Raw genomic sequence first — 14,864 nt, forward strand, 5'->3', positions numbered from 1 at the left:
ACACTGGGACTGATGCTCCCAAGGAAGAAAAGCTATGTCGACAAACCAGCAAGCAAAAACCTTATACGAAAAAGTTTATGACGCTCACGTTGCGGTTGCAGCGAAAGGCGAAACCCCAATTCTTTATATTGATCGCCACTTAGTCCACGAAGTAACGTCGCCACAAGCCTTTGATGGCCTACGTGAAAAAGGTCGTAAAGTTCGCCAAGTAAGCAAAACTTTTGCGACCATGGATCACAACGTATCGACACAAACCAAAGACATCAACGCTTCTGGCGAGATGGCTCGTATCCAAATGGAAACGCTATCGAACAACTGTGAAGAGTTTGGTGTCACGCTTTACGACTTAAACCACAAATACCAAGGTATTGTGCACGTAATGGGCCCTGAGCTAGGCATTACGCTACCGGGCATGACCATCGTATGTGGTGATTCACACACGGCAACACACGGTGCATTTGGTTCATTAGCATTCGGTATCGGTACTTCAGAAGTTGAGCACGTTCTAGCAACGCAAACGCTAAAACAAGCGCGTGCTAAAACCATGAAGATTGAAGTAAAAGGCAAAGTCGCTGAAGGCATTACCGCAAAAGATATCGTACTAGCTATCATCGGCAAGACAACAGCCGCTGGCGGTACTGGCTACGTGGTTGAATTCTGTGGTGAGGCGATTACCGACCTTACAATGGAAGGTCGTATGACAGTATGTAACATGGCGATCGAGCTAGGCGCGAAAGCGGGCTTAATCGCTCCAGATGCAACCACATACGAATACATCAAGGGTCGTAAGTTCTCTCCTGAAGGTAAAGACTTAGAAGCCGCAATTGAATACTGGAACACTTTGAAAACCGATGCTGATGCAGAGTTCGATGCGGTTGTAACGCTAGAAGCGGCTGACATCAAACCACAAGTCACTTGGGGTACTAACCCAGGCCAGGTGATCTCAGTAGACACACCAATCCCTGCACCAGAAAGCTTCGCAGACCCTGTTGAAAAGGCATCTGCAGAAAAAGCTCTGGCTTATATGGGTCTTGAAGCGGGTAAATCTCTATCGGATTACAACATCGATAAAGTCTTCGTAGGTTCTTGTACTAACTCTCGTATCGAAGACATGCGTGCAGCTGCTGCCGTAGCAAAAGGCCGCCAAGTAGCGAAACATGTTCAAGCATTGATCGTTCCAGGCTCTGAGCAAGTAAAAGCGCAAGCTGAAGCAGAAGGCCTAGATAAGATCTTCATCGAAGCAGGTTTTGAATGGCGCCTACCAGGCTGCTCTATGTGTCTTGCAATGAACAATGACCGTCTAGGTCCACAAGAACGCTGTGCTTCTACATCAAACCGTAACTTTGAAGGTCGCCAAGGCCGTGATGGTCGTACGCACCTAGTTAGCCCAGCAATGGCAGCAGCAGCAGCAATCGCTGGTCACTTTGTCGATATTCGTGAACTTTAATTAGAGGATTTAACATGTCAGGTTTTCAACAACACACCGGATTAGTCGTTCCTCTAGATACGGCCAACATCGATACCGATGCGATCATTCCAAAACAGTTTCTACAGAAAGTGAACCGTATCGGTTTTGGTAAGCACTTATTCCACGATTGGCGCTTCCTAGATGACGCAGGCCAGCAGCCAAACCCTGAGTTTGTAATGAACGCACCACGCTATAAAGGCGCTTCAATTCTACTGGCTCGTGAAAACTTTGGTTGTGGCTCATCTCGTGAACACGCACCTTGGGCGCTTGCCGATTACGGTATTCAAGTGATGATCGCTCCAAGCTTTGCTGATATTTTCTACGGTAACTCGATCAACAACCAGATGGTGCCGGTTCGTCTTACAGAGCAGGAAGTTGATGAAATCTTCCAGTTCGTAGAAGCGAACGAAGGTGCTGAGATCGACGTTGATTTAGAAGCAATGAAAGTCAGTGCGAATGGAAAAGAATACTCGTTTGAAATTGATGAGTTCCGTCGTCACTGTTTGCTGAATGGCCTAGATAACATCGGCCTAACGCTTCAACACGCCGATAAGATTTCAGAGTTTGAAGCTCAGATTCCTAGCTTCCTGAAATAAGAAGTCTTGAAATAGAATCGCACTATTTTGTGTACACATAAAAGGTTGGCCTAGCGCCAACCTTTTTTATTTGGCTGAGCACATTAACTTAACTTAATGTGCTTATTAAGCTCTGCTCTATTATTTAACTGAAGAGCTATGAAAGAAAATCGTAAAGCATAAGGTCTTAGTAGTCAGTCATCAGGAGAATGCCATGAAACAACTACTTTTTATTGTCAGCCTACTTTTCTCAACCTTAGCTTGGTCTGCGCCTAAACCTGATCTTTGGCCATACTGGAACCAAAGCAATGAAACCAACCAAGAACAGGTATCTCATCAAGACTGGCAGCAATTTATCGATAGCTACTTAGTTAAACAAGGGCAAAACACCCTAGTTCGCTATCAAGCTGTGAGCACTGTAGATAAGACAAAGCTCAAGCAATACATCAAGAGGCTAGAGCAGTTGAATCCACTCGACTACTCAAAAGCGGAACAATATGCCTACTGGGTTAATCTATATAACGCCGTGACTGTCGATCTAATTCTCGATGCTTACCCAATAAAATCCATCACCAAGCTCGGCGGACTGTTTAGTTTTGGGCCATGGGGAGATGATGTGGTAATCGTTAACGGGAAGTCACTAACACTCAATGATATTGAGCATCGAATTTTAAGACCGATTTGGCAAGATCCGCGCACGCATTATGCAGTGAACTGTGCGAGTTTAGGTTGTCCTAATTTGCAGCCTGAAGCTTTTACCTCTGACAACACTGGAGCCTTGTTAGAACAAGCTGCTAGTGATTTTGTAAATAGTGATAAGGGCGTGTTAATTGAAAACAATAAACTACAACTATCATCGATTTACGATTGGTTTTCTGTGGATTTTGGTACAGAAAAACAACTCATTCAACACTTAGACCAGTATCGAACAAAGCCGGTGACGAACACTGAAAAAATCAGTTATGACTATGATTGGTCGCTTAACCAAGCAAACTAGTTTTAACGTTAAAGCTCATGAATTAAGCTAAACAAAAAAGAGGCGAGAGGTTTTTATTAACCACTTGCCTCTTTTTTATCTATTGAACCGTATTTCTACAATTAAAAGCTTGAACCCGGTTGCTGCAAGAACTCAACCTCTTCAGGAGTCGAAGTTCGCCCTAGCACCTCATTACGATGAGGGTAACGACCAAAACGCTCAATGATCACCTTGTGCTTAAACTCAAAATCAAGGTTATTCTCTAGCCCTGTCTGGGAAAAAAGCAGCACCGCTTGTTCATGCATCAGCAAAGATTCACTATGCATATAAGGCATGTAGAGGAAGCTTTTCTGTTGTTGATTGAGTTGGTGATCAAAGCCACCCGCTACCGCTTCTTGAGCTAGAACCAACACCATAGGATCTGCAGTAAACGCATCTGGACTATTTCTACCAAGATTCCGAGAAAACTGGTCAAGCACGATAATCTCAGCCAAGCGACCCTCTGCTGTCTGACGCCATTCAAATAACTCACCTTGAATGGCGGCTTTGTGCAGTTCAGCAAAACGAGACGCTATCAAAGCGTCAATCTCGGCGCCGCCAGTAAACCAATCTTTAGGCGTCAGTTCATCGAACCAAAACTCTAGAACATCCTGATACGTTACCGTCATATAATTCCCTTTAATAAAAAACCGAGTCATTTAATATCATGACTCGGTCTATATTCAATTACTTAAAACCTTTTACTTTCTTTATCAGATCATAAGCGTTCTGAATTTCTTGCGATTTCTCTTTCGCAACATTCATCATTTCAGGCGGTAAGCCCTTTGCCATTAGTTTGTCTGGGTGATGCTCATTCATCAGCTTGCGGTAAGCTTTCTTAACCTCTTTACCGTCGGCACTTTCACTCACACCGAGAACTTTAAACGCATCGGCCAATTGGTTTTGTTGCGAAGCCTGTTGCCACCCCGATGACTGTCCGTGACCTTGATGCCCACCAAAGCTTCCACCTTGCTGTTGAAAACGAAATGCTGCTTCTTGCATCTGTAAACGGCGCTCTAGCTGTTCCGCAGAAAACCCAAGACCTTGCGCTATCTTATGCAAAACCTGACGCTCACTTGGGTGCAAGCTTCCATCGGCAAATGCTGCAGATACTTGTAGCTCAAGAAAAAACTGCAGAAGATCAAAACGACCACCCGATGAGATTTTCACACGCTCAAGTACATCACTTAATGGAAAGTCACTCTCTTTGCCATCGCGGAAAGCATCTTGAGCCGCTTTACGTTGTTCACCATGCAGGTTCATACGCTCCATCATTGTAGAAGCGAGCTGAATCTCTTCTGGTGTAACCTGCCCCTTAGCTTTAGCAACGTGTCCCATAACTGCAAAAGCAGATTTGAAAAACTCGTTTTGTCTTTCAGCTTGGCTTGGACCTCGGCCAAAACCAGAGCTATTGAAGCCCGATTGGCTTAAACGTCGAGCCTTATCAAATTGATGCCCTAAAAACAGACCAAAAACTAAACCGAGCGGCCCTCCAAATAAAAAGCCAAAAAACGCGCCCAAAATTTTGCCAAATATTTGCATTATGTGTTCTCTATCTATGAATTTTATCTGAGTAACGCTGTCTGATGATGCTGAATGCTAATATTTCCTTTATCATAAGGAAAATGCTTTATTAATTGGATTGATACTAGATCAACCCTTCATCTAGTGACACAGGATAGTTCAACTTCATGCAATCTTTTTCCCGCACCTTGTTAGCCGCGTCTATAAGTACGGCATTATACGTGTCGACAACTCAAGCTGAAACAATCACCGATAGTAGTGTGCAGGAAATGCCCTCTATAGATCAATGCTTGATCGAGCCCGCTGCAGAAAACGAGACACAGCTACCCGCTCATGTTGAGTCAGATCGCTTAGAAGCTATCAATGGTGACAAGGCAATCTATTCGGGTGACGTAAGAGTTACGCAAGGGAACAAGACCATCCTTGCTGATAATGTGACCCTACACCAACAAGAAAATATCGTTGTAGCTGAAGGCAACGTAAACTTTAGTGATGGTCAAATAAAATCCATTTCCGATAAAGCGACCAATAATCTGACTACAGATGAAATGACGCTTGAGAACACTGATTACGAATTCCTTTGCGAACCAGGCCGAGGAAATGCTGTATATGTATCGAAGACAGGTAAAGCGGTTTATGAGATCGAAGATGGTTCGATTACCTCTTGCCCTATTGGCGACAACGCTTGGCGCCTAAGAGCATCAAGCATCAGTGTCGACCAAGACGAAGAACAAGCCACCTTTTATAATCCACGTTTTGAAATCCAAAGTATTCCCGTCTTTTACCTGCCCTACTTAACGGTACCTGTCGGTGATACTCGTAAAACCGGTTTCTTGTACCCAACCGTTTCATACGGTTCAAGCGATGGCTTTGAAGCTGAAATCCCAGTGTATTGGAACTTGGCACCAAATTACGACTTGGAAACGACTTTTAAGTACATGCAAGAGCGTGGTACTCAGCTTAACAGTAAATTCCGTTACTTAAGTGATTTTGGCTCAGGGAGCATTAAGTCTGAATACCTCCCCGATGACAAAAAATTCGAAGAGAAAGGTGACCGCTGGGGCGCTCAACTAGAACATTCTGGAATATTCCAGCAATCTTGGTTATTTGAGATTGATTACTCAAAAGTAAGTGACATCGATTACTTCACTGATGTGAGCTCAAGCAGTATCGGTAACCGTGAAGATGGCCAGTTACTTCAAGAAGGTAAAGCGACTTACCGTTCTCAAAACTGGGATGCATCGGTACTTGTTCGAGATTTCCAAGTTTTGACCAAAGACGATAACCTACCTTATCGTCTAATGCCTCAATTAGAATACAATTACTATGCTCCTGAAGTGATGGACTACTTAGACTTCGACATGATCAGCCATGTTTCGCTCTTTGATACCGACGCTTCAGGTAAGCCTTCTGCTACTCGTGTACACGTCGAGCCAGGTATCACTATCCCGGTAGGGAATACTTGGGGTACTTGGACCACTGAAGCACGACTACTTGGTACATACTATCAGCAAGACCTTGATGGAGTAGATACGACCAATGAATTTATTCCGGGAACAACAGACAAGAACCCATACTACAATCTTGAAGATACGGCATCTCGTGTAATACCTGAATTTAGGAGCCACGCAGGCATCGTGTTAGAGCGTGATACCACAATTGTCGGCAACTACACTCAAACACTAGAGCCACAGATTCAGTATTTGTATGTTCCAGAACAAGACCAAAGCGATATTGGACTTTACGATACAACACTACTTCAAACCGATTATTATGGCCTATTTCGGAGCCGTAAATACAGTGGTGTAGACCGCATTGCGTCAGCAAATCAAATTAGCTATGGCGCATCATCTCGCTTTTTTGATGATGAGTACCGAGAGCGCTTAAACATCTCCTTTGGTCAAATTTTCTATTTTGATAAAGATGCAAAGCAAACCTTAAGCAGCGAAGACTCAAGTGATAAAACTAATTATTCATCTTGGGCTATTGAAATGGACTTCAATTATGATGATTACCTTTTCTACCATGGCGGTGTGCAATACGACATTGATTCATCTTCGATGCAACTTGCTAACAGCACCCTTGAGTACCGCTTTGCCGGCGGCTATATACAAACCAACTACCGCTATGTTACAGAAGAATACATAAATGAAACTGTAGATTTTGACGTATCATCAATAACCAGAGATGGTATCTCACAAGCTGGCTTACTTGGTGCCTACCAAATTTCACCGAAGTGGAGCACAAGTGCTCAATATTTCTATGACTTAACTACGCAAGAAGATCTAGAGTGGTTAGCTCGTTTAAACTACAGATCAGATTGTTGGTACATCGGCTTTACCTATAGTAACCGTTTGACGAATAACATTAGCGTTCCAAATACCACACCTGAATACGAAAATAACTTCAGTGTGAATTTCGGTATTGTTGGCTTTGGTACCAACATAGGCTCTGATTCTGGTGCTGTTGGGGAAAGCAGCTCTGATAACTCTCTCAGCTATGGTCGCCCATTCTTCTTAAACAACTAATTTTCTTTATTGGTAAACAATCAATAAATTTAAAGGACTACACATGACATTGTGGAAACACACATTAATTGCTATCGCAGCAGCTTGCACGGTATCAACGAGCTATGCAGCACCGGTTGAGCTCGACAGCGTAAAAGTGATCGTTAACGAAGGCGTTATCTTACAAAGTGATATCGACGCTTCAATGAAAACATTGCGTGCAAACGCTAAGAAAAATAATCAAACATTACCATCACAAGATGTATTGAATGAGCAAGTTCTAGAAAAGCTGATCATTGATACGATTCAAACTCAAGAAGCGGAACGTATCGGTGTTCGTATTGATGATGCTCGACTGGATCAAGCGATTGAAGGCATTGCAAAAGACAACAACCAGACAGTCGCTCAGCTTACAGCCTCCGTTGCTGAAGAAGGCCTGAGCTACAACGCATTTCGTGAGCAAGTAAGAAAAGAGATTGCAGCAAGTGAAGCTCGCAATGCCTTAGTTCGCCGTCGTATTAACATCCTTCCTGCAGAAGTTGACAACCTAGCGGACATCTTAGCGCAAGAAACCAATGCGACTGTTCAATACAAAATAGGCCACATTCAACTTCGATTCAATGATGACCAAACCAAAGAAGAGCTGGAAGCACAAGCGACAGATTTAGTGGAAGAGCTAAACAACGGCAAAGACTTCAGCACTATGGCTTATACTTACTCTAAAGGTCCTAAAGCACTGCAAGGTGGTGATTGGGGTTGGATGCGTAAAGAAGAGATGCCTACGATTTTTGCAGACCAAATCAAAATGCAGAACAAAGGCAGCATCATAGGCCCTTTCCGAAGTGGTGTTGGCTTCCATATTCTAAAAATTGAAGACGTAAAAGGTTTGGAAACCGTTGCAGTTACCGAAGTTAATGCACGTCATATTTTGATTAAACCAACGGTTATCTTGAGTGATGACGGCGCTAAAGAGCAGCTTGAAGAAATCACTCGTCGCGTAAACTCGGGTGAAGCGAGCTTTGGTGACCTTGCACAGCAATACAGCCAAGACCCAGGTTCAGCTGTTCAAGACGGCGAGTTAGGCTACCAAACACCTGACTTGTACGTACCAGAGTTCAAACACCAAGTAGAAACACTACCTGAAGGTAAAATCAGTGCACCATTCAAAACGGTTCATGGCTGGCATATTGTTGAAGTGTTAGATCGCAGAGAAGTAGACCGTACCGATTCAGCTTTAAAGAATAAAGCATACCAAATTCTATTTAACCGTAAGTTCAACGAAGAAGCTGGTGCTTGGCTACAAGAAGTAAGAGCGAGTGCTTTTGTTGAAATGGTTGAGGATGACCAAGATGACAACTAAACGCCTTGTCATTACGGCAGGTGAACCCGCGGGAATTGGGCCAGATTTAACTCTGGCTCTATCTCAAGAAAGCTGGCCACATCAGCTCGTCGTTTGTGCGGACAAAACCTTACTGGCAGAGCGAGCTGAAATGTTAGGGATTGAGGTTGAGCTCTTGGACTACGACTCAACAGCGCCTAAGCAACCTCAACGCTCTGGAACACTGGTTGTGAAACATGTTCCACTCGCTGAAGTCGCCGTTGCGGGTCAACTTAATGAAGCGAACGGCCACTACGTATTAAATACATTAGAAACCGCAGCAATTGGCTGTATGAATGATGAATTTGATGCTATTGTCACCGGCCCTGTTCACAAGGGTGTAATTAACCGAGCTGGCGTTGCTTTTAGTGGCCATACCGAGTTCTTTGCAGAGAAGTCCAATACTCCACTTGTCGTGATGATGTTGGCAACAGAAGGGCTGCGTGTTGCTCTCGTAACAACGCACATCCCGCTAGCTTATGTATCTCAAGCAGTGACCGAAGACAGATTAGAGCAAATCATTACGATTCTGCATAAAGATTTGGTCGAAAAGTTTGCTATAGAGAAACCAACTATTTACGTGTGTGGATTGAACCCACATGCGGGTGAAGATGGTTGTTTGGGTCGTGAAGAGATAGACACTATCACCCCTACGCTGGAAAAAATTCGCCAGAAAGATGGTATTAATTTAGTTGGCCCATTGCCAGCAGACACCATCTTTAATGAAAAATATTTGCAAGATGCAGATGCTGTTTTAGGTATGTATCACGACCAAGTACTCCCAGTATTGAAATACAAAGGGTTTGGTCGCTCAGTGAACATCACGCTTGGCTTACCGTTTATTCGCACATCAGTCGATCACGGTACCGCCTTAGACTTGGCAGGGAAAGGCCAAGCCGATACAGGGAGCTTTAGAACAGCGCTCACGCACGCCATTGAATTAGTAGAGAAAAAGCAATGAGAAATGATGTCCACTTAGGGCACAAAGCGCGTAAACGTTTTGGTCAAAACTTCCTTAACGATCCATACATTATTGATGGAATCGTATCGAGTATTAACCCACTACCAGGCCAGAACTTAGTAGAAATCGGCCCTGGTCTTGGCGCAATTACTGAGCCTGTTGGCAAGCTTGTTGACAAGTTCACAGTTATCGAATTGGATAGAGATCTTGCTGAACGCCTACGTAATCACCCTGATCTTGCTGAAAAGTTAACGATCTATGAAGGCGATGCAATGAAGTTCGATTTCGAACAACTTGTTAAGCCAAACAACAAGCTACGTATCTTCGGTAATTTGCCATACAACATCTCGACACCATTGATGTTCCACCTTTTTGAGTTCCATAAAGACGTGCAAGACATGCACTTCATGCTTCAAAAAGAAGTGGTTAACCGATTAGCGGCCGGCCCAGGTACTAAAGCTTATGGTCGTCTTACGGTAATGGCTCAATACTACTGTAAAGTAACGCCTGTGCTAGAAGTGCCACCAACGGCCTTCGTTCCGCCACCGAAAGTAGATTCTGCAGTAGTACGTCTACAGCCATACGAAGTGCTGCCTTACCCGGCAAAAGATCTGAAATGGCTAGATCGTGTATGTCGTGAAGGCTTTAACCAGCGTCGTAAAACGGTTCGTAACTGCTACAAGAGCCTAATCGACAAAGAAGTACTTGAAGAGCTAGGGGTAAACCCAGGCATGCGTCCTGAGAATTTAACGCTCGAGCAGTTTGTCGACATGGCAAACTGGTTATACGACACTCACAGCGCTGACAAATAATTCTAAAAGGCTCCTACACTTCGGTGAGGAGCCTGTTTTTTATGTAATACTTTAAAGTATACCAACAACAAAAGGTGCGAATATGGATATATCTACGCCTTGTATCAAATGTCAGGTTCACTCTAAATACATAGAGGAACAATCTGAACCAACGAAGAACCGCTACGTCTTCGCCTACATTATTACCATCAAAAATCTCAGCAAAACAACGGTCCAACTAATGTCTCGCCGCTGGCTGATTACCGACTCCAACGGCAAACAACTCACCATAGAAGGTGATGGCGTGGTTGGGCAACAACCCGTGATTGAAGCCAACGACGAATACACTTACACCAGTGGTACCGTCATCGAAACTCCTGTGGGTGTTATGCAAGGTCATTATGTGATGACTGATAACAAAGGCATCGACTTCATAACTGAAGTTGATCCATTCAGACTCGCGATCCCTAATATTCTTAATTAGCCGTACATCCGTATCTACAGGAAATTATTGTGTCGAATTATATTGTCGGAGACATCCAAGGGTGCTTCGACGAACTTCAATTACTGCTTAAAACCGTCAATTTTGATAAGCAGCAAGATACCTTATGGGTTGCTGGTGATTTAGTCGCCCGTGGTCCTAAATCATTGGAGACGCTACGCTTTATTCGTAGCCTAGGTAACGCTGCTAAGGTTGTATTAGGCAACCATGACTTGCATCTACTTGCGGTTTCCTTAGGGCTATTTCCAGCTAAAGCAAAAGACAAGACTCAACCCATTCTTGATGCAGAAGACCGAGAACAGCTGCTCGAATGGTTAAGACAACAGCCTTTGATTCAAGAACATCCAGAGTTCGTAATGTCTCATGCTGGCATCTCACCTCAATGGGATCTAGAGCGAGCGCGTATTGAAAGTCTGGAAATAGCTGATTTATTAAAATCCGAGCAGTGGCAATGGCTTATCGAAAACATGTACAGCAACATGCCTGACTCATGGTGTCAAAATTTAGAAGGGATTGAGCGCTATCGCTATACGATCAACAGCCTGACTAGAATGCGCTTCTGTTTTACTGATGGTCGACTCGATATGGCCTGTAAACTTCCGCCAAGCGAAATTACCACTGAGCCGTTAGTGCCTTGGTTTGACCTACCACAACGTATAAAGCTGGATAAAACAGTTATTTTTGGACACTGGGCTGCGCTAGAAGGTTACTCAGGAAAAGATGTGATTGGACTTGATACTGGGTGTGTGTGGGGGGGAGACTTGACGATACTTCGCTGGGAAGACAAACAGTTTTTCACTCAAGAAGCGCTATAGAGGCACGAGATACGAGATACGAGATACGAGATACGAGATACGAGATACGAGATACGAGATACGAGATACGAGATACGAGATACGAGAAGCTTGCGCTAGCTGGGCACAGTAACGCAAGCATTTTCAGAGCCTAACTCTTAATAACCACCGTTAACGCTCGAGAACCACAAACTCCATATCGTGCTTGTTTTTCTCATCCGCTTGATAAGTATCATTAAAGCTCTGCTTCCAACCTTCTCCCCAGTCTGGGAATTGAGTATCACCATCCACATCAAAATCGATATAAGTCAGGTATAATTTGTTCGCTTTAGGTAAGCAGCTTTCATAGATTGAACCGCCACCGATGATCATCACTTCATCAACATCACTAACCAGCTCTAGTGCTTTTTCAATCGAAGTTACCGTCGTTACGCCTTCGATTTCTAAACTCTCGTCACGGCTGATTACAACGTTCAGCCTCCCCGGTAAAGGACGTCCAATTGAATCATAAGTCTTACGTCCCATCACGACAGGTTTGCCCATGGTTGAGCGTTTAAACCATGCGAAATCTGCAGGTAAATGCCAAGGCATCTGATTGTCTTTACCAATTACACGGTTGTTCGCCATTGCCGCTATCATGCTGATGATCATAAATCGAAAGTCCTGTCCTTACTTGAAAATGAAGTTGAAGCTAGACGATAGGTCTACGACGGTAGAATAACAGCCCAGGCACTGCTAAGCCAACCGCAAGCCCTGCGATAATGAACATCGATTTCAAAAAGTTCTCCATCAACAATGCCAATAGTTCTGGGTTGTATCCGGCTCGGTTAATCTCAACCATGGCAATCATCGCCTTAAAGGCAAACACGCCAGGGACCATCGGAATCAGGGCTGCAACCGTAAATACTTTCGGGTGTGCTAACAATTTATGCGACCAATGCACCCCTATCATACCTACCAATGTAGCAGCAAAGAACGTCGCCCATTCAATAGGAATACCAAAGTGCATCATCAAATAACGGCTACCGTGACCAATGGAACCTCCCAGCGCACAATAAATTAATGCTCGTTGCGGGACGTTAAACACCAATGCAAAACCAACCGCAGGAATCGCAGCAAAAAACATGTCGTTGAGTAACCCAACAAAAAGTTCAAAAATAGTCATTAGTTCACCCACCCCCATACGTCAGATAGGCTCATCGCTGCGACAATACCTAAGCTTGTAGCCAACGTTAATAAACTGGCCATGGTGAAGCGTGCGAGACCCATATTTATATGGCCTTTAAGCATATCTGCTACGGAGTTAATCAAAGGAAAACCAGGCACTAGCATCAATACTGACGAAGCCATCACGATAGTGGGTTGACCACCAATATTGTAGAGCACCGCCTGAGCTGAAATGGTGGTGGTGACAAAAGCGGTAATAGCGAAATTTAATAAGGGGTTAAAATGACGATGACCGATCTCTTGTCTCACGATCATACCGCAAGCCGAAGCTATAAACGTCATCATAAAGACATGCCAATCTCCACCAGCAAGACGGCTAAAAGAAGCACACGATAGCCCTATCATTACGACAACTAACCAACGGTTGTAGCGTTCAGGACTGATCCCTTGGATCTTCTTATAAGCTAAATCATAATCAAGAATCCCTTTCTCCATCATGATACACACACGTTGAATCTCGGTTATCACCTGCATATTAATGCCACGATCAGCGCAACTTCGAGTCGTCGTTATGCAATGATCATCCATTACTGTTGTCACAACCAATGCATTGGCTGACAGTGCAACTTCAACCTCATTCACCCCACAAGCAATACCGATACGGCGCATTATGTCACCGACCAATGTGCTCTCGGCGCCATGAGCTAATAACATTTGTCCTGATTGAGCGACTAACCTTGAGATCGCTCTTTGTTTTGATGCCATGATTTCCTTCCCATAGGCGTTAATTATCTAAAGATAAATTTTGCATAAAAAACAGCAAGACGTCATGATTTAGATACAAAAAAACCGCAATTTTCATTGCGGTTTAATAAAACTATCAGCGTATCTTAGAAAAAGCGACCAAAGTGCTTATAAGAAACGACGAGGATTATTAATCACGAACATAGATAACATGACCGTCATCTTCTTCGTCATCCCAATCATCCCAGTCGTCGTCATCTTCAGTAACGACATTCTTACCGGCCATCGCATCTTTATGGTAGTCATCCCACATAAAGTTAACTTTTTCTTCTTCTTCAATTGCTTCAACTTCACGAGGTAAGTTCTCCATGAACTCACCCAGTTTAAAGCAAAGATCTTTGGTACCAATCTTGTTTACAGCAGAGATCTTGAAGTACTCGCCTTCCCAACCCAAAGCTTCGACGATTTCTTGAATCTTTTCGTCAGCTTCTTCTTCAGGCATTAGGTCAACTTTATTGAACACTAACCAACGAGGTTTCTGCGCAACTTTCTCACTGTATTGCTCAAGCTCATCGATGATCGTCAGTGCATTCTGAATAGGATCAGAACCATCGATCGGCAAAATATCGATCATATGCAGAAGAACACGACAACGCTCAAGGTGCTTCAAGAAACGAATACCAAGACCAGCGCCATCAGCTGCGCCTTCGATCAAGCCAGGGATATCGGCAACGACGAAACTCTTCTCAGGGACAACACTTACCACACCTAAGCTAGGGATTAGCGTCGTAAACGGGTAATCAGCCACTTTTGGTTTCGCAGCAGATACTGAGCGAATAAACGTAGATTTACCAGCGTTTGGCAAACCAAGCATACCAACATCCGCTAGCAGAAGAAGCTCTAAACGTAGTTCGCGAACTTCACCTTTAGTACCCATTGTCTTTTGACGAGGAGCACGGTTAACAGACGACTTAAAGCGCGTGTTACCAAGACCGTGCCAACCACCTTTACCAACCATAACTTTCTTGCCATGCTCAGCAACTTCAGCAACGATTTCATTCGTGTGGATATCAACAGCGCGAGTACCTACCGGTACTTTCATCGTCATATCTTTACCACGTTTACCAGTACAGTTACCACCGCGGCCATTTTCGCCACGCTCAGCATTGTAAAAACGTTGGAAACGGTAATCGATCAGTGTGTTTAAGTTTTCATCCGCTTGAATGTAAACATCACCGCCATCACCGCCATCACCGCCGTCAGGACCACCTTTAGCGACGAATTTTTCGCGCCAAAAGCTTACTGTACCATTACCGCCATCACCGGCTTCTATTTTTACTGATGCTTCATCAACGAATTTCATTTTTTAACTCCGCACTTACGTTGCGTTACCACTCATCAAGGAATGATATAAATTCTAGCAGATCCGTGTTTAGAT

15 protein-coding genes are annotated in these 14,864 nt (G+C 43.9%); 9 read left to right on the forward strand and 6 right to left on the reverse strand.

Annotated elements, in window-relative coordinates:
- Nucleotides 1-34 precede the first annotated feature (34 nt).
- The 3 genes from leuC (at nucleotide 35) to AC3CHU_RS14230 (ending at nucleotide 3,040) form a co-directional block, all read left to right on the forward strand.
- On the forward strand, nucleotides 35-1,447 hold the full coding sequence (gene leuC, locus AC3CHU_RS14220) for a 3-isopropylmalate dehydratase large subunit (protein WP_488524779.1): 1,413 nt from the start codon (nucleotides 35-37) through the stop codon (nucleotides 1,445-1,447).
- Nucleotides 1,448-1,461: 14 nt separating this feature from the next.
- Complete coding sequence (gene leuD, locus AC3CHU_RS14225; protein ID WP_488524780.1) at nucleotides 1,462-2,064, forward strand: 3-isopropylmalate dehydratase small subunit; 603 nt, start codon at nucleotides 1,462-1,464, stop codon at nucleotides 2,062-2,064.
- Nucleotides 2,065-2,257: 193 nt separating this feature from the next.
- A complete protein-coding gene (locus AC3CHU_RS14230) occupies nucleotides 2,258-3,040 on the forward strand; it encodes a DUF547 domain-containing protein (protein ID WP_488524781.1) in 783 nt (260 codons plus the stop codon).
- A 101-nt stretch (nucleotides 3,041-3,141) separates the two neighbouring features.
- On the opposite strand, the gene AC3CHU_RS14235 is transcribed toward AC3CHU_RS14230, so the two are convergent.
- A complete protein-coding gene (locus tag AC3CHU_RS14235) occupies nucleotides 3,142-3,687 on the reverse strand; it encodes a DUF924 family protein (RefSeq protein ID WP_488524782.1) in 546 nt (181 codons plus the stop codon).
- Between the two features lie 58 nt (nucleotides 3,688-3,745).
- Nucleotides 3,746-4,600, reverse strand: coding sequence for a co-chaperone DjlA (gene djlA / locus AC3CHU_RS14240; RefSeq protein ID WP_017077642.1), 855 nt, complete (start codon nucleotides 4,598-4,600; stop codon nucleotides 3,746-3,748).
- A gap of 149 nt (nucleotides 4,601-4,749) precedes the next feature.
- Between djlA and lptD the strand changes: the two genes are divergently transcribed.
- The 6 genes from lptD (at nucleotide 4,750) to apaH (ending at nucleotide 11,536) form a co-directional block, all read left to right on the forward strand.
- A complete protein-coding gene (lptD, locus tag AC3CHU_RS14245; RefSeq protein WP_488524783.1) occupies nucleotides 4,750-7,110 on the forward strand; it encodes an LPS assembly protein LptD in 2,361 nt (786 codons plus the stop codon).
- A 43-nt stretch (nucleotides 7,111-7,153) separates the two neighbouring features.
- Entirely contained in the window at nucleotides 7,154-8,449 is a 1,296-nt protein-coding gene (gene surA / locus AC3CHU_RS14250) for a peptidylprolyl isomerase SurA (RefSeq protein WP_102360820.1), read from the forward strand.
- The gene (gene pdxA / locus AC3CHU_RS14255; protein WP_488524784.1) at nucleotides 8,439-9,428 is read left to right on the forward strand and encodes a 4-hydroxythreonine-4-phosphate dehydrogenase PdxA; all 990 of its coding nucleotides are present in this window, start codon (nucleotides 8,439-8,441) and stop codon (nucleotides 9,426-9,428) included. The genes surA and pdxA overlap by 11 nt, the downstream gene beginning before the upstream one ends.
- Entirely contained in the window at nucleotides 9,425-10,240 is an 816-nt protein-coding gene (gene rsmA / locus AC3CHU_RS14260) for a 16S rRNA (adenine(1518)-N(6)/adenine(1519)-N(6))-dimethyltransferase RsmA (RefSeq protein ID WP_065207183.1), read from the forward strand. The genes pdxA and rsmA overlap by 4 nt, the downstream gene beginning before the upstream one ends.
- A gap of 82 nt (nucleotides 10,241-10,322) precedes the next feature.
- On the forward strand, nucleotides 10,323-10,703 hold the full coding sequence (apaG, locus tag AC3CHU_RS14265) for a Co2+/Mg2+ efflux protein ApaG (RefSeq protein WP_004735899.1): 381 nt from the start codon (nucleotides 10,323-10,325) through the stop codon (nucleotides 10,701-10,703).
- Nucleotides 10,704-10,732: 29 nt separating this feature from the next.
- Nucleotides 10,733-11,536, forward strand: coding sequence for a bis(5'-nucleosyl)-tetraphosphatase (symmetrical) ApaH (apaH, locus tag AC3CHU_RS14270; RefSeq protein WP_488524785.1), 804 nt, complete (start codon nucleotides 10,733-10,735; stop codon nucleotides 11,534-11,536).
- Between the two features lie 150 nt (nucleotides 11,537-11,686).
- Here the strand turns inward: apaH and folA are convergent, their stop codons facing one another.
- The 4 genes from folA to cgtA form a co-directional block, all read right to left on the reverse strand.
- Nucleotides 11,687-12,166: a type 3 dihydrofolate reductase gene (gene folA / locus AC3CHU_RS14275; RefSeq protein ID WP_076645650.1), complete on the reverse strand. Its 480-nt coding sequence runs from the start codon at nucleotides 12,164-12,166 to the stop codon at nucleotides 11,687-11,689.
- Between the two features lie 40 nt (nucleotides 12,167-12,206).
- Entirely contained in the window at nucleotides 12,207-12,680 is a 474-nt protein-coding gene (locus AC3CHU_RS14280) for a threonine/serine exporter family protein (protein ID WP_009847830.1), read from the reverse strand.
- The gene (locus tag AC3CHU_RS14285; RefSeq protein ID WP_004735903.1) at nucleotides 12,680-13,447 is read right to left on the reverse strand and encodes a threonine/serine exporter family protein; all 768 of its coding nucleotides are present in this window, start codon (nucleotides 13,445-13,447) and stop codon (nucleotides 12,680-12,682) included. The genes AC3CHU_RS14280 and AC3CHU_RS14285 overlap by 1 nt, the downstream gene beginning before the upstream one ends.
- Before the next feature lie 169 nt (nucleotides 13,448-13,616).
- Nucleotides 13,617-14,789, reverse strand: a complete 1,173-nt coding sequence (gene cgtA / locus AC3CHU_RS14290) for an Obg family GTPase CgtA (RefSeq protein WP_009847831.1) — start codon at nucleotides 14,787-14,789, stop codon at nucleotides 13,617-13,619.
- Nucleotides 14,790-14,864: the final 75 nt, after the last annotated feature.

Source organism: Vibrio sp. QJM3NY_39, from assembly GCF_057785895.1.